This is a genomic window from Saxibacter everestensis (assembly GCF_025787225.1).
In the GTDB taxonomy this organism is placed as follows: domain Bacteria; phylum Actinomycetota; class Actinomycetes; order Actinomycetales; family Brevibacteriaceae; genus Saxibacter; species Saxibacter everestensis.
Genome location: NZ_CP090958.1, coordinates 308,649 through 331,343 on the forward strand (window position 1 = coordinate 308,649; position 22,695 = coordinate 331,343).

The window sequence follows — 22,695 nt, forward strand, 5'->3', positions numbered from 1 at the left end:
TGCGAATCCCAAGGTTGTAGGTGAGGTGTGAAGCGGTTTACGAGTCTAGTCAGATTTCACGTATCTCACAGAACCGATGGTCGGCAGATTGTGCCTGGAACTCACATCCTGCACAGCGAGGCCTGCCGCATCAGCCTCGCCGGGCGGGACGCCGAAGCTGAGAGTGACCTCCGCGGCGTAGTTGGCCGTCAGCAGGGTCCACCTGCGTTCGTGAATCAGCTTCTCCAGTTGGGCGGCGTTCGAATAGTCGGCGGTTATCGTCAGGGACTGCACGGGACGCCAGTCGACTATGGCAGCCCGGTCGAGCGCGGCGCTGACCGCGCCGCCATAAGCGCGAATCAGGCCGCCGGTGCCGAGCAGGGTGCCGCCGAAATAGCGGATGACGACGGCGACGATATTGCTGAGCCCTCGGCCAGTGAGCGTCTCGAGGATGGGAAGTCCCGCGGTGCCCGACGGCTCGCCGTCATCATTGGACCGTCGCACCTCGGACCGTTCACCGAGCACGAAGGCCGTGCAATGGTGCCTGGCCTTGGAGTGGACTCGGCGCTGAGCCGAAATGAACGAGCGAGCGGCCTCTTCGGTTTCAACCGGGGCGAGCTCGGCGATGAAACGAGAACGTTTCACTTCGAGCTCATGTCCGACCGGCACGGCGATGGAGTGATAGCCCGCATACGAGGTACCTGCTGCCATTGGTTCCATAGCACCTGAGCCTAGGCGCTCGCCCGCGGTGGAGCTTCCCTTTGCCGGCCGGATGCCGGAGGTACGGCGCTCGCGGGCGCGACGCCTGCCGGCCGGATGCCGGAGCCGGACGCCCGACGGTGCAACGCCCGCCGGCGCGACGCCCGCCGCTGTTGGCGGCCGGATGCCGGGCGCCGCTACCGGAGCGTCGCTTGCCCACCGGCCTGACGCTTACTACAGCCGGAACAGCGCTCCCAGCTCGTTGATCCGCATCGGCATACCGGCGATCCGCAGCCCTTCCCAGACGCTGACCTGGTTGGCGGTCAGCACCGGCTTGCCGAGTTCGCGCTCGATGTCCTCGATCCAATCCAGCGAGTGCATTGCGGTGTCCGGGATAAGCACTGCGGCGGCGTCCTCGTGATCCGCGGCCTGCGCCATCTCGATCACCTGTTGTCTGCCCAGCTTGCCGACTTCGCCGGCGGTCGCAATTCCCTGGCTGCGCATCGACAGGACCTGGACTCCGGCGTCGGCTAGGAACTTGGCGAAGTGGCGCGCGACGTCTTCCGGGTAGCTTGCCGCCACGCTGACCGCCTTGGCGTCGAGTGCATGGCAGGCGGCCGCGAACGCCAGGGATGTCGATGACGCCGGCACGGATACCAGGTCGGTGATCTCCTGTGCTTGCTGCCTGGCGCCTTCGAGACCGAAGACGAAGCTGCCGGACGTGCAGGTCCAGACGATGGCGTCCGGTGACTCGGCGAGGATTTCCTTTGCGCCGGCTGCCAGATTGGCAGCCGATCCAACGGCCAGCAACTCGTCGACTTCGTGCGCGACGTCTCCGCCCGCGGTATACGCCACGGGGAGCCGAAGCGTACCGGCGAGCCGCTGTTCCAGCCGGGGGAAGTCGTCGTCGGCGCCGACGCCGGGGTAGAGCAGACCGATGGTTGGCGTAGTCACTTTGACACCTCTCACGTGCTTGGTCACTGGATGGTAACGAATAACTGCATGATGTCAGTAAATTGTTGACAATCCAATAGGCCGTGATTAAGTTCGGCGAAAAGGACCGGAAACGTAGCTGAGGATTCCGGGTCTCGCAGGGAGTCAAACATCCGCTGAATCGCACCTTCTTAAACGATCGAACGGAGCTAGTTATGACCGGTGACCTTACACGTCGCAATGTTCTTCGCAGCGTCGGAACCGCAGCAGTTGGAATACCGATGGCCGCAATGCTGGCCAGCTGTTCCAAGGTTGAGCCAGGGGGAGGAGCTGCTCCGGACACCCTGGCAAAGGCAAAGGAGCAGGGGTACCTCCGGGTGGCGATCGCCAATGAGCCGCCGTACACCAAGGTCGAGGCGGATGGAACCGTCACCGGCGTCGAGCCTGACATCCTGGCTGCCGTGGCCAAGAAGCTCGGCATCAAGGAGATCCAGGGCACCACGGTTACCTACGACTCGATGATTCCCGGACTGAACGCGAATCGCTGGGACGTGATCGCTGCCGGCCTGTTCATGAAGCAGTCACGCTGTGAGGCCGTCGCGTACGCCGAGCCGGTTATCGTCTCCACCGAGTCTTTCGGGGTGCCGAAGGGCAATCCGAAGAAGATCACCACGGTTGCCGATGTTCTGGCGAACAAGGATCTGAAAATAGCCGTGCTGACCGGCGGCTTCGAGGAAGGCATCCTGAAGACCGCCAAAGTGCCGACCGACCAGCAGGTGGTGGTCAAGGATGCACGGAGCGGCATCGAGGCAGTGAAAGCCAAGCGTGCGGACGCGTTCCTGCTGCCGACGCTTTCGCTGGAGGATCTGCTCAAGGACGACAAGGACATGGAGATTACCGAGCCGGTCGAAGATGCACCCAAGACCGGATCCAGCGCGGCGTTCCGGAAGGACGACACCAAGCTGCAGGAGGCATACAACGCGGAGCTGAAGAAGTTCAAGGAAACCGGTGAGTTCGACGAGATCCTGAAGAAGTGGGGCTTCGACCCGACCGTGGTCAAGGGGGTGACGGCGGAGGAGCTCTGCAAGAACCCAGGCTAGGACTACCAGATTAGGCCCTTCGCATGTCGACCATAATTGAGTACGCCCCTTTCCTGTTGCAGGGCGTCGGTATAACCATCCTGGTTTCGTTCCTCGGCTGCGTGCTGGCAGTCATCACCGCGTTTGTTGCCGGCCTTATGCGGCTGTCGTCGCACCGGATCCTGCGCTGGCCGGCCGCCGTCTTCGTTGAGTTCTTCCGCGGTTCGTCGATGCTGGTGCAGATGTTCTGGCTGTTCTATGCGCTGCCGTTCTTCGGGATCCAGCTTCAACCGATCACCGCCGCCGTAATCGCCCTCGGTTTCAATGAGGGCGCCTACGCGGCAGAAATCGTGCGCGGAACCATCCTGTCCCGCGCCAAGGGACAGACCGAGGCCGCCATCGCCCTTGGCATGCGGCCCGGCTTAAGGATGCGGCGGATTCTGATACCGCAGTCGATCCCGGCGATGCTGCCAAACTTCGGCAACATCTTCGTCGACCTGCTGAAGAACAGCTCGTTGGTCTCGCTGGTCACGGTCTCGGAACTCACCTTCCGGGCACAGCAGGCCCGCACGACGACCGGAGACACGGTGGAAATCTTCCTCACCATCCTGGTTGTCTACTTCATCCTGTCCTGGCTGTTGTCGCTACTGATGGCCTGGCTGGAACGGCGGTTCGCATTGGACCGCCGGAAGATCCCGAAGATCCGTCCGCTGAAGTCGATCCTGGGCGGAGGTGCGGTCCGATGACGTGGGATTTCGAGTACACGCTCGAGTTTTTGCCGCTGGTGCTCAGAGGCCTGGTGGTCACGGTCCAGGTCACCCTGCTCGGGATGGCGATCGCCCTGGTCGTCGGCCTGTTCGTTGCGGTGGTCCGGCGGCTGAAGATTCCGGTGATTTCGCAGATCTTCAGTTTCTATGTGTTGTTCGTCCGCGGAACGCCGCTGCTGGTGCAGCTGTATGTGGCCTACTACATCCTGCCCGACTTCGGCATCCAGGCAAATGCGTTTGTCACCGGTGTGATCGTGATTGGGCTGAACTACAGCTCGTACACTGCCGAGGTCTATCGCTCCGGTATTGAGGGTGTTGCCGTCGGGCAGTGGGAGGCAGCCAAGGCGCTGAGCCTGCCGCCATCCCGGCTCTGGGGGCAGATAATCCTGCCGCAGGGTATTCGGGCGATCATACCGATCCTTGGCAACTACCTGATCCAGATGTTCAAGGACTCCGCTGTCCTCTCGGCGATTACCGTCGTCGAGATGATGCAGGTCGCGCTGAGCTTCGGCAACAGCAACTATCAGTACCTGGAGCCCCTGACGGTTGCCGGATTGCTCTATGTTGCGATCAGCTACCCGGCTTCGGCCCTTATTCGAGTATTGGAGCGACGTTTTGCAACCACACAGTGAGCGCGAGGAGCCGGCGCAGGGTTCGCGGCGGTCGGCATCCGATGTCGAGATTTCGTTTTCCGGCGTGTCGAAGGCATGGGGGGAGAACCACGTGCTCCGCGGCCTCGACTTCGAGGTGCGCGCCGGTGAGAAGGTGTCGATCATTGGTCCGTCTGGGTCGGGAAAGACAACGATTCTGCGCATTCTGATGACGCTGGAGTATCCGGACGAGGGCATTGTCACCGTCGGTGGGGATCCGCTATGGGACGTCAAGCGGGGCAGTAAGCCCAGGGAAACCAAACAGATGCGCGAGACCCGCAAAAAAGTGGGCATGGTGTTCCAGCAGTTCAACCTGTTCCCGCATATGACGGTGCTTGAGAATGTGATCGAGGCGCCGGTGCACGTGCTGGGAATGCCAAAGGCGGAGGCGAAGGAACGGGCAGTCGAGCTGCTGGAAATGGTCGGGCTGCAGGCCCACATCGGTCATCGGCCGCCGCAGCTGTCCGGCGGCCAGCAACAGCGTGTTGCCATCGCCCGAGCCCTGGCGATGCGCCCGCGCGTGATGCTGTTCGACGAGCCAACCTCGGCACTCGACCCCGAGCTGATCGGAGAGGTGCTGGGCGTCATCCGTGAGTTGGCCACCACCACCGATATGACGATGTTGATGGTCACCCATGAGATGAGGTTCGCTCAGGAGATCTCGGACCGCGTCGTGATGTTCGACAAGGGTGTCGTGGTCGAGAAGGGGCCGCCCGAGGAGATCTTCACGAACCCCAGTCACGAGCGGACAAGGAGCTTCCTTCGCGCGGTGCTGGAACGTTAGGACTGGTGCTGGAACGTTAGGACTGGTGCTGGAACACTACGGCTGTTCCGGGCCGGAGTGCAGGACCTGGTCGTGGCCGTACTGCTGGGTCAGCGGCGGCGTCGGCTCGGTGCCGAGCAGCCGCTGACCCGGTCCGACCGCATCGAGGCCGCAGTTGCGAAGGGCGGCCCACATGCCGGCCTGATTTGCGGTGATGATCGGCTTGCCCAGCTGGTCTTCGAGCGGCGCGATCAGGTCATAGGTCGGCAGGTTTGTGCATGACACCACGATGGCCTCTGCCTCGGCCCGATCCGCACTCCGGATCAGTTCCGCCGTGCGGTGGTAAGGCACGAACGGTATGTCTTCACGGATGTTCAGATATGCCTCACCAGCAACGGTGACGCCGGCTTCGCCGAGGAACTCGACCAGGCGCCGCGTGATCGGCTCGTCGTACGGCGTGGCAATGGAGACTAGTCGCGCGTTGAGATACGCCAGGGCGGTGAGGACGGCGCCCGACGCCGTGGCGGCCGGAGCGCCCGTTGCCCTGAGTGCTTCGACGAGGTGCTGCTCGGCGGCCAGGCCGCGGACGAAGCTGCCCGATGTGCAGGCGTAGAAGTATGAGACGGGTGCCAGTGAGCGGAGACTGCGCGCCGCCGTCAGCACCACTTGCGGGTCTCCGACCTTCTCGGTCATCTCAAGGGTTACCGGAAGCATCTCGTCGGGAGTTCGAGTGAAGAAGAGCGACGCCTCTGGCGGCGTCCAACGCCACAGCTCGCGGTCCAGCGCCATATCGTACGGGACGACAACGCCGATTCTGTGCTGTCCGGCCGGGCCGTTTGGGATGCCCGAGCTGTCTGTCTGAGCCATCAGCGTCACTCTCATTTGTCACCCTTGGATTGTCGACAATCCTACGCTAGGGTTTCATCACCCCGTCAATGGAAATCGCAGGAAAACTGAAGGAGATCTCTATGCCCCGGTTCATCAAGGTCACGCTGGAATCACGCGGCGTCAGCTGTATCGCCCGCCTGCTGGACGATGAGGCTCCGCGCACCGCCAGCGCCGTGTGGAATGCATTGCCGTTGTCGAGCCAGGTGTTCCACGGCAAGTACGCCCGCAACGAGATCTATAACTTCATCCCGGCATTCGCCGAGGTGGAACCGGGCAAGGAGAACACCACGATCACGCCGATTCCCGGCGACCTGTGCTATTTCGCCTTCGATGCCGACGATCTGGGCAATCCGGGCTACGGCTACGGCGAAGGCGAGGAGGGGTTTGGTCCGAGCGACAAGATCATCGACCTCGCGCTGTTCTACGGCCGGAATAACCTGCTGATCAACGGAGATCAGGGCTGGGTCCCCGGAAACGTTTTCGGTGCCGTTGTCGAGGGTATGGAAGAGATGGCGGCCGCCTGTCAGGACATCTGGATGGGCGGAGCGCGGGGCGAAACGCTGAGCTTCTCCCGGGTCGAAGACACGCCGCAGGCCTAGCGGCGGTTTCGCGTTTCGCCGACTGCTTGCCGCGCATGCGTCACGCCAGGTTAGGATCCTGATATCGGCGCCATGAGGTCGCCCCAAGACGTGAAAGGTCGATCTCGATGAGGCGCCACCTGTTAGCTTTCCTGTCGGCATGTGTCCTGGCCATGGTTCCGGTCGCCGTCTCCGCGGCGCCGAGCGAGGCAACCACCACGGCATCCGTGGCAGCGGCCAGTGCGAAGAAGGTCGGGAAGTGCAAGGCCAGCATGTCGGTGAGCAAGCCCAGGCAGTACTCCTACACGACTGTCCGGGTAAGCAACGTCGAATCGAAAGCCAACGTCACGACGACGGCACACTACAAGACGACGAAGACCAGGAAGTCGACGAAGGCCAGCAGTAAGGGCAACGCGAACCTTGAGTACTACATCAGCGGGGCAACGCCCGGAAAGTCGGTCACGGTGACCGTGACCGCGACCAAGGGAAAGAAGTCGTGGGCCTGTTCGACGTCGTTCACGCCGAAAAAGAAGTAGCAGGCCCGCGACTGCTCGCCGCTACTCGGGCACGGCGGTCATCTGCGGGGGCGTTTGGGTCAAGGCGCCAGACGGTCACAATCTGAGCGGTTCAGCCTTCATCCGCCAGCCAGGGCATTGCGATGCCGTCGTTTATCGGCAGACTGGTGCCGTAGTAGGCATTCTTCACTGGCATACTTCTTGGGTGACTCATACGCTTTCTTCCTGGACGATTTCATGAGAACCGTTATGTATGTCGCGTGGGCGATCTTTGTGGTGGTTGCCGCCTTGTCGATCATCCACATGGTGCGCAAAACGCGGCGGCAGGAGCGGCAAACCGCCGATTGGCCGTGTGTGACTGCCGCGGTCACTGGGCATGTCGCCGGGTGGAGCAGCGGTTTCGGCGGGGGCGATAGGCACCGCCGCTATTTTCCCGCGTATCAGTTTCTGGACCCGCACGGGACGCTCTTTGCGGGCCAGTCGGAGATCCCCGGCGCCGAGATCCCTGTGCCCGGAAGCACCATCAAAGTGGTCTATAACCCGGCCAATCCAAACCAGTCGTTCCACCAGTCGCCCAAGACCCGCCACACATTGGGTTGTGCGATTCCGTTCATGGTGACAATTGCGGTGGCGTTCTACTTCTTCATCGGGCTCTTCCCGGAATAACCATGGAAATCACTGCGGCGCTGCTGGCTATTCCCGCTGTCGTCCTTACGGTGGGAGTGCTGTTGGTGGGATGGTCGTTGTTCGAGTCATTCTGCCGGTGCCGGGCATGGAAGGGCTGGGCGGCAGCGACCGGAACGGTCACCGGCATCCTGCCCGGGCCGGACGGGCCCTCAAGCGGCCGGCATCGATTCGCACCGTCGTACGAGTTCATGGACTGGAGCGGAGCCCGGCATCCGGGCCAGGGCGACGTTTTCGGGCCGGATCAGCACATCATCGGTGAGCCGATCAGGGTGCTCTACAACCCGGCGAACCCTGTCGAGTCAGCGTTACCAGGCCTCCCCGCCGCCCGTGGGCGACTCTCCACCGGCGTCATCCTGGCGGCCTTCGGGGTGGCGGGGCTGGCCATGTTCCGGTCTTTCCTGCCGTAGCTGCAGCCGTCGCCGCCACCCCCCGCCTGCACCGCCGAAGACGTCGTACTGCGACTATGATGCATCGCCGTATCGTGACAACCGACAGGAAGCGCATGAGCATTGAGCCACCAGTGAAGTCCAGGCCGGACGCATCACCTAGCGGCGTCCGGCTGGGGCGACGGATGGCCACACTCCTGCTGGCCACACTCCTGCTGGCCACCAGCCTGCTGGTGAGCGGTTGCGCCTTATCCCGAGGACCGGCTGACACGGCGTCTCCGACGTTGCCTGCGGGGGCCTACTCAACTCTTGATGACGCGGGAGTGGAACGAATCCTCGCGAGCAGGACCGCGCGGCTAGACATGAGGTCGGGCAACCTCGAGAAGTCCGACGTAGGCCTACCTCAGGACGACCTGGGACCGGAGATCAACACTCGGGACCCACACGATAAGGTTCAGCTCACAATTGTGGGCCCTTCGGGGGAGATCAGCGGGGAAACTGACCGCATCCGTTTCAACACCGTGGATACCCGGACGGACTTCAGCGTCGTGACGTACTTCCTCACCACCGAGTCCGCCGAGGAGTACTTCGAACTCATCCGTGATGGGGTGGACCGGTATGGGATCGATGGCGAATCCGCTGAGCGCTGGATTACCTCCGCCGAGGCGGACCCGGAGCACAGCAGCGAGTTCTCCCTCGTTTCCGGCACATCCACCGGCCTGGAAGTGAACTACGACCTGCGCTATGACGCCACCAAGAACACCCAGGTGATCATCGTCAACGTCAGCCCGATCGTGTAGCGGTTCACGGTCGCGCCGAAGGAGAAATAGTAGCCGCGCGCCTGCTCGCCGCTACTCGGGCACGGCGGTCATCTGCGGGGGCGTCCGACGGAATCCCCGGGTCAGTACGGCCAGATAGATAACGCCGATGACCGTCCAGCTCAGGCCGACGATCTTGGCGCTGGGTTCGAGGCTTATCCACAGCAGAACGTTAACGATGACGCCGAGCGCCGGCGCGACGAGGTAGCCGATGACCTTTCCTGGCGACTTGTCACCCAGGAAGCGGAAGTAGTAGGAAATCACCGACAGGTTCACGAAGGCGAACGCCACGAACGCACCGAAGTTGATCAACGACGCAGCCTTCGACAGATCCAGGAACACAGCGGATGTCGCCAGTAGGCCGATCAACAGGATGTTCAGCACCGGTATACCCGACTTGGCGCTGATGTAGCCGAAGAATTTCTTGGGCAGCACGCCGTCACGACCCATGGCGAAAAGCAGCCGGCTCGCGCTCATCTGCTGGGTGAGTCCGCAGGCCAGCACCGCAACCATGTATCCACCAATGAAGACGGCCTGGAATGCGGCGCCACCGATGTACTTAGCCATTTCCGGGGAGGCGCCGGCGATGTTCTGGATCGCGGAGACATCCGGAAAGAGCACCTGCATGAAGTAGGTGACGCCGATGAAGAACGCGGCGGCAACGGCGACGATGATGAAAATCGCCTTCGGAATGTCCCGGCGGGGGTGCTTCGCCTCTTCGGAAAGAGTTGTGACGGCGTCGAACCCGAGGAATGACAGGGCCAGAATCGAAGCGCCGGCCGCAACAGTCGGCATCGACATATCGGCGGTCACGAATGGGGCGAGCGACAGTTCCGCTCCATTCGCTCCAGCCAGGATGTTCTTGATGGTGAACGCCACAAATGACAGCGCGACGACGATCTCGATGATGACCAGAAGGTAATTGACCTTTGCGGCGAGTTTGACGCCGAACAAATTGAGCGAGGTGCAGATCACGATCGTCATTATGATCCAGACCCACGCCGGCACGTCCGGGAAAGCGATTGTCATGTAAATGCTTGAGAGCAGCGCGTTGATCATCGGCAGGAACAGGTAGTCCAGCATCGCCGCCCAGCCGACCAGGAAGCCGAGATGGGAATTAATCGTGCGCCGGGTATAGGTGTAGGCCGACCCGGATGAAGGGTATGCGCGCACCATCTTCCCGTAGCTGAACGCGGTGAAGAGCACGGCGATGACAATCAGGACGTACGCCATGGGTACGTGGCCCGATGTCGCCTCCGAAACGATGCCGAAGGTGTCGAACACAGCAAGGGGGGACAGGTATGCCAGACCGATGAATACGATGTGCCGAAGTTTGAGCGATCGTTTGAGTTGGCCTTGCTCGTGTACTGCGCTGATATCTGTTGATGCGGTAGTCATGATTCAAGCCCCATCGCTTTGAAATGAAAGATTACGCTCGCGGGCACGAGCTATCCGGAAACTAGTTCGTTTTGCGCGTCGTGAATTACTTCGCCGCCGACCATGGTGAGGTCGGCACGCTGTTCGAGAATTTCGGCTGGGCTGAGGTTGTACAGATTTTCCGACCAGACGACCAGGTCGGCGGCGGCGCCAATCCTTAGCTGTCCGAGTTCGTTCTCCGAGTGCCACGCCCAGGCCCCGCCGCGGGTGTAGGCCTCGAGGGTTGCGTCGAGACCGACCCGCTCGTCCACGGTCCAGGAGTCGCGCCCGTCAAGTCCTGCCCGGGTCATGGCGCTGTACACGCCGACCAGTGGATCCATCTCGCCGACCTGCCAGTCACTGGAGAAGGCAACGTGGGCGCCGGATTTGATCAGCGAGTTGAATCGCCAGGCGCGACTCCAGCGCTCCTCGCCGACGTTATCCATCCAGGTTCCGGCGACGAGATCCGGTGAGCAGTGGCGTGGCTGCATTGCCGCGACAACGCCAAGTTCACGGAACCGAGGCAGGTCCTCCGGAGCGAGGCACTCGACGTGGACAATCCCGTGCCTTCGGTCGCGGGTCTGGTTGATGCGGCCGGCTTCCTCGATGGCGTCCAGTGCCACGCGCACGCCCCAGTCGCCGGTCGCGTGAGTATGTGTCTTGAACCCCATCCGATCGAGCTCGGTCAGCAGTTTTGCGAACTCGGTGGGCGGCAATGTAGGTCGCCCGCGGTGACCTGGCCGGTTGGCGTAATCGCTCAACATGGCCGCTGTGTGCGGTTCGATGACGTCGTCTGCGTAGAGCTTGAGCGGGCCGAGTCGAAGCCGGCTGCTCTGCGGTGCCCCATCGACGGCCTCACGCAGGTCCGAACGGAACGCGGCATCGGCGCCGACCGGGTGGTAAAGGGCGGTGATCACCCGGGAGCGCATCCGGCCGTCACGCTCCGCGCGGTACATCAGATCGAGTTCGGCGAGCGGGACCTGCGGTTCGACGACGGTGGTGATGCCGGACTGCGCGGCCAGATCGAGGCTGGACGCGAGCTTGCGGTAGCGACGATCCGGCGAGTACAGCGGGATGTCTCGCTGCAGTGCGGTCAGGCCGGCGCGGGTCATGGCGCTGGTGTAGAAATCGGTCACCCAGCCCGTGGCGCGACCGGTCACAGAGTCCCGCTCCGGGTTGCCCCAGGCGATGCTTGACCCGGTATCCAGCCCGAGGCTGGTGATCGCGGCACGATTCAGCCAGACCGAGTGCTGGTCGTAGGTGGTGATGAAGATCGGCTTGTCCGTCAAACCGTCCAGGTCGCCGGCATCCGGGCGACGGCCCTGCACAACGGAGTAGACGGCGTTCTCCGCGCAGATCCAACGCAGGTCAGGGTGCTCCTGGGCATGATTCCGGATCCTTTGCCGAATCTCATCCAGGGTCTGGGCGCCTTCCAGGCTTACCGCCTCGTCGTCGAAGCCAAGGAGAAGGTGATTGTGCGAGTCGATAATTCCCGGCGTCACGAGCCGGCCGGCTAGATCGTGGGTCACGCGGGCGCTGGGTGCGTCGGCGCTGGTGCCGAGATAGCTGATCCTGCCGTTCGTCACACCGATCGCCTCGACCCAGGCGGCTTCGTGATCGAAGGTGCGGACGGCGCCGCCGGTGAACAGAATATCGACACTCATGGTTGGGAATTACTCGCTCTCGCGTAGACAAAGAGTTTTTTGACATCAACGTCAAATAACACTTTGGAGTGTGACACCGGTCATAGGTTACTGTCAAGGAATGGCACGTCCGAGCACCCAGGCCAAGCGCCGTAACGACCTGATTCAGGCGACACTCGCCGCCGCAGCCGAGCGAGGCTTGCGCGAGCTATCCATGACAGACGTCGCCAGGGAAGCGGGCCTGACCAGGGGTGCGCTGCTGTACTACTACGAGGATCTGGACGCCCTTCTGGTCGAGGCGCACGATGCCGGCAACCAGCGGATCGGTGATCAGCGCGACGCGTTGGTGATGAAGGAGCGTAGCCCGGGCCGCCAGCTGCGGGTGGCGATTGACGCGGGTTTGCCGAACGGGCCGGACGATGCGTTGATGCGGTTGCTCTACGAGTTCGACATCCTCGCCGGTAACTCAAAGCTGCACGACTATCTGGTCGAGCGGATGTACCAACGGCAGCTTGCCGTTTACGCCGAGATCCTCAGCAGCGGCACCGCTTCCGGTGACTTCTCGCCGACGGGCGACCTGCACGACATTGCGATGAACTTCGTTGCTCTTGAGGACGCCTATGGCTTGCATATAGTCGGGGGTAACAAGCTCATGACAGTGCAGGCGGCGCGGCGCGCGATCTATCTTTTTGCCGAACAGGCCGGTTGCCCGGTGGGCCCGGAGTAGGAGGCCGGGTTTCGGTTTTGTTGCCGAGTGGCCAAGGGGATGCTGTCCCGGTGAACGATCACCGGCAGAATGGTCCCATGTGGATTGGCTGGGTCGAATTCGACCTGTTACTCGGCGACGTGCACTCACTGAAGGCCAAACGCGCGGTGGTGCGCCCTATCCTGGCCGACCTCAAGCGGCGGTACGAGGTTTCCGCGGCAGAGGTCGACCATCAGGATCTGCACCGGCGGGCCGTCATCGGCGTCGGCCTGGTGGCTGCCGACAGCAAACACCTGGTCGATGTGCTGGACGAGGCCGACCGTTTCGTCGCCGGCCGGCCAGAGATCGAACTGCTCTCTGCTCGCCGGCAGCTCCGGCACAGCGACGACTGAACGCGGCGTCATCGGCGCTGGACACCGGCCATCGGCGCTGGACACCGGCCATCGGCGCTGAACAACTGTCACCGACCCTGGACAACGTTGGTCCGACGTGGCACGATCGCGCATGTGACCAGCCCTCCTGCCACCTCGCAGCGCCTGCGCGACCTCGCCCTGCTGCGCCGGGTGCGGGACCGGATGGACCGGGAGTTCGCTCAGCCACTTGATGTCGAGGCACTCGCTCGTGGCGTCAATATGTCAGCCGGGCACCTCAGCCGGCAGTTCCGGCTTGCCTACGGGGAGTCGCCGTACGCCTACCTGATGACCCGGCGAATCGAGCGCGCAATGGCGCTGCTTCGCCGTGGGGACCTCAGCGTCACCGAGGTCTGTTTCGCGGTCGGCTGCTCGTCGCTGGGAACCTTCAGCAGTCGCTTCACCGAGCTGGTCGGTGTGCCGCCGAGCGTCTATCGGCGTGAGGCGTTGCAGGCTACGGCGGAGCTGCCGGCGTGCGTTGCGAAACAGGTGACCAGACCGATCAGGAATCGAGAAGCGCCGGCGCCCGAGCCGCAATTATTGTGAATGTCATGGACATCACAATCAACACAACCTACCTTCCGCATACCGATCCGGACGCCTCCCTGGCCTTCTATCGCGACACCCTCGGCTTCGAGGTCCGCAATGATGTCGGAAACGGCACGATGCGCTGGATCACGGTTGGACCCGCCAACCAGCCCGGAACATCCATTCTCCTGGCGCCTCCCGCTGCCGACCCTGGAGTCACCGACGACGAGCGACGCACCATTGTCGAGATGATGGCCAAGGGCACCTACGGCTGGATCCTGCTGGCCACCCCGGACCTTGACGGCACTTTCGCCGAGGTGGAAGCCAGCGATGCCGAGGTGGTTCAGGAGCCAACCGAACAGCCATACGGGGTGCGTGACTGCGCCTTCCGCGATCCCGCGGGCAATATGATCCGCATCCAGGAGCTGTCATGACGGGCATCGCGTCGCTCACCCTCGAAGTGTCCGATGTCGCAGCGGCCGAGGCGTTCTATGCCAAGGCATTCGACCTGGGCGACACCGTCAACTTTCGCGCAGCGGACACGCCGACGACCGGTTTTCGCGGTTTCACGATGTCGCTCGTTGTATCCCAGCCGAGCACGGTCGACAGTCTTATCGGCTCCGCGCTCGATGGCGGCGCCACGGCGCTGAAGCCGGTCGAGAAGAGCTTCTGGGGCTACGGCGGCGTCGTTCAGGCGCCGGACGGGGCGATCTGGAAGGTAGCGACATCGTCGAAGAAGGACAAGGGCCCCGCCACCCGGCAGGTCGACGAGGTCGTGCTGCTGCTCGGAGTCGCGGACGTGAAGGCGAGCAAACAGTTCTACGTCGAACTCGGGTTGGCCGTGAAGCGGAGCTTCGGCGGCAAGTACGTCGAGTTCGAGAGCCCGGCTTCGCAGATCAAACTGGCACTCTATGGCCGCCGTGCCCTCGCCAAGGACGCCGGTGTCTCACCGGACGGCAGCGGATCGCACCGGATCGTGCTGCACAGCGATGCCGGCCAGTTCACCGACCCGGATGGGTTCGGGTGGGAGACCGCGGCGGTCTGACCCCCGTCCAACAACCAGGCTGATCAGCTGGGCCGTGGCGGTCTGAGCCTCGTCCAAGAACCAGACCTATCGCTCGAAGCTGGCTACAATCGAGCCAGGCGAGCCGACGGAGACCGCCAAGGCGTCCTGCGCCCGAACAGATGGAGACATGATGAGCACGGCCACGAGGACGGGCACCCAGTCGCCCGAGCTGCACGTTGCTGACAGCCACGATCTGATCCGCGTGCAGGGAGCGCGCGAGAACAACCTGAAGGACATACACGTCGAGATCCCGAAGCGCCGCTTGACGGTGTTCACTGGCGTCTCCGGCTCGGGGAAGAGCTCGCTGGTATTCGGCACCATCGCCGCGGAGTCGCAGCGGATGATCAACGAGACCTACAGCGCCTTCGTGCAGGGTTTCATGCCCTCGCTCTCGCGGCCGGAGGTCGACCTACTGGATGGCCTGACGACGGCGATCATCGTCGATCAGGAGCGGATGGGCTCCAACCCCCGCTCCACGGTTGGAACCGCGACCGACGCCAACGCCATGCTGCGCATCCTCTTCAGCAGGCTCGGTCAACCGCATATCGGCTCGCCGAACGCGTACTCGTTCAACGTGCCCTCGGTGAAGGCCAGTGGCGCGATCACCGTCGAGCGGGGCGGCAAAACGAAGTCTGAGAAGGCGACTTTCAACCGGCTCGGCGGCATGTGTCCGCGCTGCGAGGGCCGCGGCTCGGTGACCGACTTCGATCTGTCGGCGCTGTACGACGACTCGAAGTCGCTCAGTGAGGGTGCACTCACCATCCCCGGGTACAGCATGGACGGCTGGTATGGCCGGATCTTCAGCGGTAGTGGCTACTTCGACATGGACAAGCCGATCGGCAAGTTCAACAAGCGGGAGCTGCACGATCTGCTCTACCGGGAGCCGACCAAGATCAAGGTCGAGGGCATCAACCTGACCTACGAGGGCGTGATCCCGAAGGTGCAGAAGTCTATGCTCTCGAAGGACGTCGACGCGCTGCAGCCGCATATCCGCGCCTTCGTTGAGCGGGTAGTGACGTTTCAGACCTGTCCTGAGTGCGACGGCACCCGGCTCAGCCCGGAGGCCCGGTCGTCGAAGATCAAGGGGAAGAACATCGCCGACGTCTGCGCGATGCAGATCAGCGACCTGGCCGACTGGATCCGCGGCCTCGACGAGCCCGAGGTAGCGCCGCTGCTCACCGGGCTGCAGCACCTGCTCGACTCGTTCGCGGAGATCGGATTGGGCTACCTTTCGCTCGACCGTCCCGCGGGCACGCTTTCCGGGGGAGAGGCCCAGCGGACCAAGATGATCCGCCACCTCGGCTCTTCGCTGACCGACGTCACCTATGTCTTCGACGAGCCCACGATCGGCCTGCACCCGCACGACATCGAGCGGATGAACGACCTGCTTCTGCAGTTGCGCGACAAGGGCAACACAGTGCTCGTCGTGGAGCACAAGCCCGAGACGATTGGGATCGCCGACCACATCGTCGACCTCGGCCCCGGCGCAGGCACGGGTGGTGGCACCGTCTGCTTCGAGGGCACCGTGGAGGGGCTGCGGGGGAGTGACACCGTCACCGGCCGCCATCTCGACGACCGGGCGAGCGTCAGGGAATCGGTGCGTTCGTCATCCGGTGCGCTGGAGGTCCGTGGCGCCTCGGAGCACAACCTCCGGGGCTTGGATGTCGACATCCCGCTCGGGGTGCTCTGCGTGCTCACCGGCGTCGCCGGATCAGGCAAGAGCTCGTTGATCCACGGTTCGGTCGCCGGTCGCGACGGCGTAGTGGTGATCGACCAGGGCGCGATCCGCGGTTCGCGCCGGAGCAATCCGGCGACGTACACCGGCCTGCTCGACCCGATCCGTAAGGCGTTCGCGAAGGCCAACGGCGTGAAGCCGGCGCTCTTCAGCTCCAACTCCGAGGGAGGCTGCCCGACCTGCAACGGCGCCGGCGTCATCTACACCGATCTCGGCGTGATGGCTACCGTCGAATCCACCTGCGAGGAGTGCGAGGGGAAGCGGTTCCAGGCGTCGGTGCTGGAGTACACGCTGGGGTCTAAGAACATCGCCGAAGTGCTCGCGATGTCGGTGACCGAGGCTGAAGAGTTCTTTGGCGACGGCGAGGCGCGCACGCCGGCCGCGCACAAGATCCTGGACCGGCTGGCCGACGTCGGGCTCGGTTACCTCTCGCTGGGGCAGCCGCTGACAACGCTGTCCGGTGGCGAGCGGCAGCGGCTCAAGCTGGCCACCCAGATGGCGGAGAAGGGTGACATCTACGTCCTCGACGAGCCGACCACCGGTCTGCACCTCGCTGATGTGGAGCAACTCCTCGGGCTGCTCGACCGCCTGGTGGAATCCGGCAAATCGGTCATCGTCATCGAGCACCACCAAGCGGTGATGGCGCACGCGGACTGGATCATCGACCTCGGTCCAGGTGCCGGCCACGACGGCGGCCGGATCGTCTTCGAGGGGACACCCGCCGACCTGGTCGCCGCCCGTTCCACCCTCACCGGCGAGCACCTCGCGGCCTATATCGGCGCCTGAGCGGGAACCATGTGACGCTTCGACGCTGCCAGTCTGCGGGTGCGTCGAACTCGAGGTGTGTTGCGGGTTGTGCCGCTCGGCTCGTGCATCCGCAGCCGGCACCATTGCCACCTGGTCGGAGAAGTCGGGTAGGAGTGACTGGTGACATGACAGCAGCCGAGGCGCCAGATCATTGGTCTAGTTGAGCATCGGGCAGTGGCCGCCCGGGGTGTATCGGGTCCGAGGCCGAGTCAACGCACCCGCCTCATTCGAGATTGGCCGCGGGAGCCTCGCTGAATGGCCCTAATTTGCGGCACGCTGGCCGGTTACGTGCTGTGTAATGGACCCATGCGAGTTGACCGAGTTGTCCCAAATCTGACCGTCACCGATATCGAAAGCGCGATCGCAGCCCACCGCGATGTTCTCGGGTGGTCCGTGCTCATGGATCACGGCTGGATCGTGACGCTAGGAGATGGCGAAGGCCACCAGCTGAGCGTCATGACGACAGACGCTTCCGCCCCGGTAAACCCCGATGTCTCGATCTTCGTCGATGACGTAGCGGAGGCATTGCGTCGAGCGACAGAAGCTGGGCTGGAGATCGTCCATCCCCTTACCGACGAGCCCTGGGGCGTCACTCGCTTCTTCTATAGAGATGCCCACGGCAGTGTGATCAACGTCGGCACCCACACCTGAACCAGATCTGGGGGGTATCTGGGGACGCTCTCGAGATCGAAAAAATTGCCGTCGCTGGCCGTCCTCGGAGTTCTCTTGGTGTGCCGGTGTTCGCCGCGACAAGACGATTGATTTTTATCCGGGCCACCTCTTGACAACTTACAACCGTTCAGTTGTATGATTTAGTCGTGACCGAAAGCGACGAGGACAAGGCTGACGCACTGTTCCACGCCCTGGCCGATCGGACGCGGCGCGACATCATGCGTCGGGTTCTGACCGGGGAGCAGTCGGTCTCCGCGCTCGCGGCGAAGTACGACATGAGCTTCGCTGCGGTGCAGAAGCACGTTGCTGTACTGGAGAGGGCGGGCCTGATCACCAAGCGGCGCATCGGGCGTGAGGCTCTGGCCAGCGGCGACGTGGAGGCCGTGCGGTCGGTGGGTGCGATGCTCACCGAAATCGAAGAGGTTTGGCGCGGCCGTATCGCCCGGATGGACGAGCTGTTTCACACCGAAGAGATCACCGACACCAGCACTGAGGAGAACTGACATGCCTGTCACCGACATCCAGAAGGACCTGGAAAACCGCACCCTGACCATTACCGCGGAGTTCGCCGCCCCCGTCGAACGGGTGTGGCAGGTCTATGCCGACCCTCGTCAGCTCGAGCAGGTGTGGGGCCCGCCGACCTACCCGGCCACGTTCGTCGACCATTCCCTCACGCCTGGCAGCCGGGTCACGTACTACATGACCAGTCCCGAGGGCGAGAAGTTCGGTGGCTGGTGGGAGATCGACAACGTCGACGAGCCACACAGCTTCAGCTTCCGTGATGGCTTCGCCGACGCCGAGCTCAAGCCTGCACCCGACATGCCGGTCTCGCATAACGAGTACCGCTTCGAGAGCACCGGCAATGGCACGCGAGTCGTCTACAGCAGCACCTACGAAACTGTCGAGGGCCTACAGAAGGTGATCGACATGGGCGTCGAGGAGGGGGCGACCGGGGCGATCAACCAGATCGACGCCTTCCTGGCCGCCTGAGGATCGCAAACGCAATCGAACCCTCCCGGCACCTGTGCTGGGAGGGTTTCGATACTTGCCCTGGTCGAGGACTCAACACATCGCTATGCTCGTGGAACGATCGTCGCCTCGGAGGCGTCGAGCTGGTTGAGCGCACAACCGCTGGGCGCCGGCATCCTGGAGGGATCCACTATGACAACTCCGTCCCCCGACGAGCAGAGTCAGGCTATTGGCGGCGATCCGGTCTTCGAGCATCACGGTGTCGATCCGCTTGCCGATGTCGCACCGCGGGACGAGGTCCGCCGCCGCGCCTGCGAGGCACACCTCACCGCATTCCTCGGGGATGACTTCACCGTGCTCACCGAGAAGCTCAGCACCGGCATCCACCTCGACATTTATGTGTTCCGGCCGACCGAGAAGATCCCGTACGTCACTCTGGTGACCGCAGGAATGTCTGACCGTCCGATGTCCCTGCCGCCGGGTTCCGAGGGCGGAGCCCACCTGGAACTGCTGCTCGGTGTGCCCGTCGGCTGGCCGGGCATTGATCCGTTGGACGGCGACCTGCTGGACGATCCGTCGAACTTCTGGCCGATCAAGTTGCTCAAAGATCTCGCTCGCATCCCGAGCGCGTACGATAGCTTCCTCGGCTGGGGCCACACCGTCGTCGACGACGAGGGCACCCTGTTCGCACCCGGGGTGCGGTTCGCCGGGGCTATCGTCGGCCCACCGGTCGGCTACCCGCCCAGCATCATGCGTGCGATCACCCCACACGGCGAGGTCGACTACCTCGCGGTGCTGCCGACCACGCCCGAGGAGATGGATTTCAAGGTCGCCACGCCTGACGGCGGTGACGCACTCATCGACCGTCTTCTCCAGGCAAGGGTGACGGCCGCACTCGATCCAGGCCGGGCCAGCGTGGTGAGTGGTCCTCCGCCGTGGTCCGTGCATGTTCTGATGAAGAGTCGGCACGCCCACCTAGGCGACGTGCTGGCGCCGCTGATGCCGAATCGCGCCGCACTCCTTGCGGAGAAGCAGAGCACGGATGCCGTCATCCCGGCTGGTGAGAAGGAGAACGTGCGCTGGCGGGTCGCCGGGCCGATCAAGCCAGCACAATTGTCGAAGGACGCAGGCAACAGCCCGCTGCGTGATCAGGTCCGCGCGGCGGTGCTCGAGCACCGCGGTGTAGTCACCCTCGCTCCGGAGCACCCGGGCGATGGCGGCCAGGTGACGGCCGTGATGGCCATGGTTGCGATGCTGGCCGAACAGAGCGAAGTGGCAGCGATCTGGCTGCCACACCAGCAGCACGTGACGACTGCAGAACAGTTCACCGCGGACATCAAGAACGAAGTGCGGCTGACCTATCGCGTACACCCGGCCACGGCGCCCGAGGGGACGACCGCGGTCATCACACGCGGGCTGGCCGCCATCGGCGGTCGCGAGGTGCTGTTGACTGACTCAGGAATGACCCACGATGAGCTGGCCAAGCGAGTGCGGACGGGGCTCAACCGGATGCCCGGCGAACCTGATGTGGTACCCGCTGCCGGGCAGCCGGCCAAGTATGGATTGACCAAATACGAGTTGCGCGAGAGCGTCGATCCGGTTACCCAGGAACCTGTGCTGGAGATGGCGGAGGCCAAGCAGAAGCGGGGACTGTTCCGCCGCAAAGGCTGACGGTGGGGTCGCGAGGTCTGTGCGCAGGGTGGACCTTGCTGGTGCTGATAAGGCCCCGGAAGTCGGTCATGAGGTTGATTCGCCGCGGTCTCAAGGGATCGCGGAGGTTCGCCGGCATTGCGGTGCCTCGCTGGCTGAACGTAGTAGCGCTTCAGCGTGCCGACCCGCCTGTTTTGGGCTGAACTATCCAGAACCTTGATAGGGTGACGTCATGGGACGGCCGCGCCAATTCGATGAGGAACGAGCGGTGGAATCTGCCTGCCTGGTGTTCTGGGCGAAGGGCTTCGACGGCACCTCGACGGAGGAGCTCTGCGCGGCAACGGGACTCAACCGAAGCAGCCTTTATAACACCTTCCAGTCCAAGGAGCAGTTGTTCCGACGGGCCTTGATGCGCTACACCACGACAACGACTGCCAGGCAGGACGCGCTCCTCGAAACGCCGGGGGCTAACGGCCTCACGCGCATCCGTTCGCTCCTCGCCGCCATCGTCGCTGACGAGGCCGCTAGTCGGGCCGCGGGCAACGGCTCCGGCTGCTTCACCGTCAACACCATCACCTCCATCGCCGCACGGAACTCCGAAGTTGCCCAGCTCATCGACACCGATCTGCGGAAGCGAAACTCCGCGTTGAGTACCGCTGTCCTGAGTGGGCAGCAAGATGGCTCGATCGCCATTGACCGGAACCCACACGAAGCCGCATGGTACGTGACGACCCTCATCTCCGGGATGCGGGTCTCGGCACAGTCTGGTGCCGACCGGAAAATCCTCGACGCGATCGCCGAGACCGCGCTCCTCGCCCTCACCGCCTGACCCGAGGTACTTCTCGACGTGCCATCCACTTTCTGGCACATCGTCCCGCATCCCGACTCGGTTCTCGCTCCTCGCCCTCACCGCCTGACCCGGTAGTCAGGTGCGACCCCCGCCCCGATCGTCAGAGAGGCGTTCGCCCAAGTTGTGAACTGAACAGTTCAGAAGTACGATCTGAACTATGCAGTTCAAAACACGCCCCCGCGCTGGCCGCCAAAAGGGTCAGCCCATGCCCAAGCCCGTATACCTGATGACGCTCGGCATCTTTGTGATGGTCTGCAGCGAACTCCTCGTCAGCGGTCTCATGCCGCAGATGTCGAGAGATCTCGGTGCCAGCATCCCCCAGATCGGCTATCTCGTCACCGCCTTCGCCCTCGCGATGGCGATCGGCGGCCCGCCCCTCACCCTCGCTGTGCTGCGCTTACGGACGAACAACGCCCTGCTCGTGCTCTTCATCGTCTTCTTCATCGGCAATGCCCTCGCGGCGATGTCGACCTCCTACGGCACGATGGTCGTCGGACGACTCGTCACCGGAGCAGCCTCTGGGGCGTTCTTCGGCGTTGCACTGTCCACCGTCGCCCAGATCACTGCGCCCGAGCTGCGCGGCCGGGCGACGAGCCTGGCACTGCAGGGCCTCATGCTCGGCACAGCGCTCGGTCTGCCGCTGTCAACGCTCATCGGTGGCCGGTTCGGCTGGCGGGTGGCCTTTGTCGCGATCGCCGTCCTGACCGTGGTCATCGCCGTCGCGACCCTGCTGGCGCTGCCCCGCCTCACTCCGGATAACTCGAGCGGTCTCCGAGCGGAGCTGAGGGTATTCCGAAATCCGCGACTGTGGTTCATCATGGCGACCTCGACGCTCATCATCGGAGCGACCTTCGCCGCTTTCTCCTACTTCGTGCCGATCCTCACCGACGTCACGGGCTTCTCCGAGCCAGTCGTCCCGTTGCTGCTGCTCGGGTACGGGGCGGCGACAGTCGTCGGCAACATCGTCGTCGGTCGGCTCGCGCAGTCGCACACGATCTCGGTAATCGTCGCCGGCCTGCTCCTCAATGTGGCGTTCCTCGTCGGCTTCGCGATCTTCGCCGAAGTCCCCGCCGCGGCGATCGTCGGGATGATTGGGATCGGCCTCGTGGGGATCACTCTTAACCCGGCCATGATCACGCGTGTCCAGCGGGCGGGCAACGCCGGCTCCCTCGTCAACACGACGCACTCCTCCTTCATCACTTTCGGTGTCGTGATCGGCTCCTGGATCGGCGGCCTTGGGATCGGCGCCTTCGGAGTCATGGCCCCGCTCTGGGTGGGGGCCGGGCTGGCGGTGCTCGCCCTCCTTGCGATGATCCCGGCGATCGTGGCGACCGCCCGTGCTCCGCGGAAGATCGCCGAGGTCATCGCACGGCCTGTTCCACAACAGATCTGTGAGGAGGCAGCCACTCAGTGATCACAATTCACCAGAGTTCGACCGGAGCGAACAAGATCATAGCCAAGCACAGCTACTCTTGCTCCGCTCCGGGGTGCTTCCATCCCG

26 protein-coding genes are annotated in these 22,695 nt (G+C 63.5%); 21 read left to right on the forward strand and 5 right to left on the reverse strand.

Annotated elements, in window-relative coordinates:
- Positions 1–45: 45 nt before the first annotated feature.
- Positions 46–699 carry a YigZ family protein gene (locus tag LWF01_RS01425; RefSeq protein ID WP_349639256.1) on the reverse strand — a complete coding sequence of 218 codons (654 nt, stop codon included), beginning with the start codon at positions 697–699 and terminating at the stop codon, positions 46–48.
- Positions 700–912: 213 nt separating this feature from the next.
- On the reverse strand, positions 913–1,632 hold the full coding sequence (locus LWF01_RS01430; RefSeq protein WP_349639257.1) for a maleate cis-trans isomerase family protein: 720 nt from the start codon (positions 1,630–1,632) through the stop codon (positions 913–915).
- A gap of 194 nt (positions 1,633–1,826) precedes the next feature.
- Here LWF01_RS01430 and ehuB point away from each other — a divergent pair, with 194 nt between their 5' ends.
- The 4 genes from ehuB to ehuA are packed head-to-tail and all read left to right on the forward strand — an operon-like array spanning position 1,827 to position 4,891.
- Positions 1,827–2,711, forward strand: a complete 885-nt coding sequence (gene ehuB / locus LWF01_RS01435) for an ectoine/hydroxyectoine ABC transporter substrate-binding protein EhuB (RefSeq protein ID WP_349639258.1) — start codon at positions 1,827–1,829, stop codon at positions 2,709–2,711.
- A gap of 23 nt (positions 2,712–2,734) precedes the next feature.
- Positions 2,735–3,436, forward strand: a complete 702-nt coding sequence (gene ehuC / locus LWF01_RS01440; RefSeq protein WP_349639259.1) for an ectoine/hydroxyectoine ABC transporter permease subunit EhuC — start codon at positions 2,735–2,737, stop codon at positions 3,434–3,436.
- Positions 3,433–4,089 (forward strand): ectoine/hydroxyectoine ABC transporter permease subunit EhuD, encoded by a 657-nt coding sequence (ehuD, locus tag LWF01_RS01445; protein ID WP_349639260.1) that lies wholly within the window; start codon positions 3,433–3,435, stop codon positions 4,087–4,089. The genes ehuC and ehuD overlap by 4 nt, the downstream gene beginning before the upstream one ends.
- A complete protein-coding gene (gene ehuA / locus LWF01_RS01450) occupies positions 4,073–4,891 on the forward strand; it encodes an ectoine/hydroxyectoine ABC transporter ATP-binding protein EhuA (RefSeq protein WP_432761980.1) in 819 nt (272 codons plus the stop codon). The genes ehuD and ehuA overlap by 17 nt, the downstream gene beginning before the upstream one ends.
- Positions 4,892–4,927: 36 nt before the next feature.
- On the opposite strand, the gene LWF01_RS01455 is transcribed toward ehuA, so the two are convergent.
- On the reverse strand, positions 4,928–5,737 hold the full coding sequence (locus LWF01_RS01455; RefSeq protein ID WP_349639261.1) for a maleate cis-trans isomerase family protein: 810 nt from the start codon (positions 5,735–5,737) through the stop codon (positions 4,928–4,930).
- A 101-nt stretch (positions 5,738–5,838) separates the two neighbouring features.
- On the opposite strand from LWF01_RS01455, the gene LWF01_RS01460 reads away from it, so the two are divergent.
- The 5 genes from LWF01_RS01460 to LWF01_RS01480 all read left to right on the forward strand — a co-directional run bounded on the left by LWF01_RS01460 (position 5,839) and on the right by LWF01_RS01480 (position 8,724).
- The gene (locus LWF01_RS01460) at positions 5,839–6,357 is read left to right on the forward strand and encodes a DUF3830 family protein (protein ID WP_349639262.1); all 519 of its coding nucleotides are present in this window, start codon (positions 5,839–5,841) and stop codon (positions 6,355–6,357) included.
- A 107-nt stretch (positions 6,358–6,464) separates the two neighbouring features.
- A complete protein-coding gene (locus tag LWF01_RS01465) occupies positions 6,465–6,872 on the forward strand; it encodes a hypothetical protein (protein WP_349639263.1) in 408 nt (135 codons plus the stop codon).
- A 228-nt stretch (positions 6,873–7,100) separates the two neighbouring features.
- Positions 7,101–7,517: a DUF3592 domain-containing protein gene (locus tag LWF01_RS01470; protein ID WP_349639264.1), complete on the forward strand. Its 417-nt coding sequence runs from the start codon at positions 7,101–7,103 to the stop codon at positions 7,515–7,517.
- Between the two features lie 2 nt (positions 7,518–7,519).
- Positions 7,520–7,945, forward strand: a complete 426-nt coding sequence (locus LWF01_RS01475; protein WP_349639265.1) for a DUF3592 domain-containing protein — start codon at positions 7,520–7,522, stop codon at positions 7,943–7,945.
- 95 nt (positions 7,946–8,040) lie between these two features.
- Positions 8,041–8,724: a hypothetical protein gene (locus LWF01_RS01480; RefSeq protein ID WP_349639266.1), complete on the forward strand. Its 684-nt coding sequence runs from the start codon at positions 8,041–8,043 to the stop codon at positions 8,722–8,724.
- Between the two features lie 51 nt (positions 8,725–8,775).
- On the opposite strand, the gene LWF01_RS01485 is transcribed toward LWF01_RS01480, so the two are convergent.
- Entirely contained in the window at positions 8,776–10,140 is a 1,365-nt protein-coding gene (locus LWF01_RS01485; protein ID WP_349639267.1) for an APC family permease, read from the reverse strand.
- A gap of 50 nt (positions 10,141–10,190) precedes the next feature.
- The gene (locus LWF01_RS01490; RefSeq protein ID WP_349639268.1) at positions 10,191–11,822 is read right to left on the reverse strand and encodes an amidohydrolase; all 1,632 of its coding nucleotides are present in this window, start codon (positions 11,820–11,822) and stop codon (positions 10,191–10,193) included.
- A gap of 100 nt (positions 11,823–11,922) precedes the next feature.
- Here LWF01_RS01490 and LWF01_RS01495 point away from each other — a divergent pair, with 100 nt between their 5' ends.
- The 12 genes from LWF01_RS01495 (at position 11,923) to LWF01_RS01550 (ending at position 22,608) form a co-directional block, all read left to right on the forward strand.
- On the forward strand, positions 11,923–12,528 hold the full coding sequence (locus LWF01_RS01495) for a TetR/AcrR family transcriptional regulator (RefSeq protein ID WP_349639269.1): 606 nt from the start codon (positions 11,923–11,925) through the stop codon (positions 12,526–12,528).
- A gap of 77 nt (positions 12,529–12,605) precedes the next feature.
- A complete protein-coding gene (locus LWF01_RS01500) occupies positions 12,606–12,899 on the forward strand; it encodes a DUF503 domain-containing protein (RefSeq protein WP_349639270.1) in 294 nt (97 codons plus the stop codon).
- A 114-nt stretch (positions 12,900–13,013) separates the two neighbouring features.
- The gene (locus LWF01_RS01505; protein ID WP_349639271.1) at positions 13,014–13,463 is read left to right on the forward strand and encodes a helix-turn-helix transcriptional regulator; all 450 of its coding nucleotides are present in this window, start codon (positions 13,014–13,016) and stop codon (positions 13,461–13,463) included.
- 5 nt (positions 13,464–13,468) lie between these two features.
- Positions 13,469–13,879 (forward strand): VOC family protein, encoded by a 411-nt coding sequence (locus LWF01_RS01510; RefSeq protein ID WP_349639272.1) that lies wholly within the window; start codon positions 13,469–13,471, stop codon positions 13,877–13,879.
- Entirely contained in the window at positions 13,876–14,490 is a 615-nt protein-coding gene (locus LWF01_RS01515) for a VOC family protein (protein ID WP_349639273.1), read from the forward strand. The genes LWF01_RS01510 and LWF01_RS01515 overlap by 4 nt, the downstream gene beginning before the upstream one ends.
- A 151-nt stretch (positions 14,491–14,641) precedes the next feature.
- Complete coding sequence (locus LWF01_RS01520; RefSeq protein ID WP_349639274.1) at positions 14,642–17,032, forward strand: ATP-binding cassette domain-containing protein; 2,391 nt, start codon at positions 14,642–14,644, stop codon at positions 17,030–17,032.
- A gap of 327 nt (positions 17,033–17,359) precedes the next feature.
- Positions 17,360–17,704 (forward strand): VOC family protein, encoded by a 345-nt coding sequence (locus LWF01_RS01525; protein WP_349639275.1) that lies wholly within the window; start codon positions 17,360–17,362, stop codon positions 17,702–17,704.
- 239 nt (positions 17,705–17,943) lie between these two features.
- Positions 17,944–18,228: an ArsR/SmtB family transcription factor gene (locus LWF01_RS01530; protein WP_432762036.1), complete on the forward strand. Its 285-nt coding sequence runs from the start codon at positions 17,944–17,946 to the stop codon at positions 18,226–18,228.
- Between the two features lies 1 nt (position 18,229).
- The gene (locus tag LWF01_RS01535) at positions 18,230–18,715 is read left to right on the forward strand and encodes an SRPBCC family protein (RefSeq protein ID WP_349639277.1); all 486 of its coding nucleotides are present in this window, start codon (positions 18,230–18,232) and stop codon (positions 18,713–18,715) included.
- Positions 18,716–18,886: 171 nt separating this feature from the next.
- Entirely contained in the window at positions 18,887–20,365 is a 1,479-nt protein-coding gene (locus tag LWF01_RS01540; protein ID WP_349639278.1) for a suppressor of fused domain protein, read from the forward strand.
- A 211-nt stretch (positions 20,366–20,576) separates the two neighbouring features.
- A complete protein-coding gene (locus LWF01_RS01545; RefSeq protein WP_349639279.1) occupies positions 20,577–21,173 on the forward strand; it encodes a TetR/AcrR family transcriptional regulator in 597 nt (198 codons plus the stop codon).
- A 226-nt stretch (positions 21,174–21,399) separates the two neighbouring features.
- Positions 21,400–22,608, forward strand: coding sequence for an MFS transporter (locus LWF01_RS01550; protein ID WP_349639280.1), 1,209 nt, complete (start codon positions 21,400–21,402; stop codon positions 22,606–22,608).
- Positions 22,609–22,695: the final 87 nt, after the last annotated feature.